Genomic DNA, 1088 nt, shown 5'->3' with positions numbered 1-1088 from the left:
GATTTCGGCTATGGCTTCGGTTCTCGGGGTAATGGATTGATTGCCTCAGCTTCCAGTGCGGTGATTCCCGGATTAGTATTGCGGTTACGTTACCAAGAAATATCTACTAGCTCTGATGGCAGCACTTTCAGGATTGAGCTTTCTCCCAATATCAATGTCCAATCAGGGATTAGCGGTGCCGACACCCGCTTTGACCGCTTACGCAGCCGAGGAGGATTGTTAATTCAGCCATTCTTTGACAACAATGGCAATGGTAAGCGAGATAAAGGGGAAGAAATTTACGTCGAAGAGCCGGATTTACTGTTACTGCTGAATAATAAATCGATAACCTCGTTTCGACCAGACATTCGCAACAATGGGATTTTTGTCAAACTCGACCCTGACACCTATCGCCTCGACCTTGACCCTGCCGGATATCCCATCGACTGGAAACCCGAGGAATCCGCTTATGCAGTGGAGGTGGTGCCGGGTAGCTATACTCCGGTTACTGTGCCAATGGTACTATCCTACACCTTTGCAGGTGTAGTAACTGATACTACGGGAGAAGCGGTGCAGGGGGCGAAGGTAGAAGCAGTACCAGTTGATTCAGGAAAATCGATTTTTTCGATTACCAACGGTGCTGGGGTCTTTTATTTAGAAGGCTTGCAGCAGGGTAAGTATAATTTACTGATTAATGGTGAATCGGCTCAACCGAATCAAATTGAGATTAAGCCAGATTCCGAACCTTTCCAAGAACTGAATTTATCGATACTCCTTAAACCTTAGTCTTTAATCCTTAAGTGTTTTGTAGCCAGCAAAGAGTTTACAGGTAATCGGGTAAGCATTCAGCTAATGCGCTACGCGCAAGCTGCGCGAACAGCCCTTAGCGGTCAGTTAATCAACGGGAGGTAGTAAATAAGGTGACGGGCTGGTACGGCTGGTTTAAAATCCTTGCTCGTTTTACTGATCCGAACCCGTGCAGTTAAAGCGCCTGCTAGCACCTCAAGTAGCATGGGCTTTGGCTTCTAGCGTGGCACAGGCTTCGACGCTGTGACCTAACCCATAAGCTGATAGCTGATAGCTGACGGCTGAACGCGCACCCGTGCGCG

At 48.0% G+C, this 1088-nt stretch carries 1 protein-coding gene; it reads left to right on the top strand.

What is annotated here, in order from left to right:
• Positions 1–765, top strand: a 765-nt coding sequence (locus F6K53_RS44865) for a carboxypeptidase-like regulatory domain-containing protein (protein ID WP_293087547.1), incomplete at its 5' end; no start/stop codon positions are given.
• Between the last annotated feature and the right edge of the window lie 323 nt (positions 766–1088).

The sequence above is a fragment of the Moorena sp. SIO4A1 genome, assembly GCF_010672065.1.
Taxonomy (GTDB): Bacteria; Cyanobacteriota; Cyanobacteriia; order Cyanobacteriales; family Coleofasciculaceae; genus Moorena.
The sequence above is the reverse complement of the archived record's forward strand: the minus strand, read 5'-3'. Positions and strand labels throughout refer to the sequence as shown.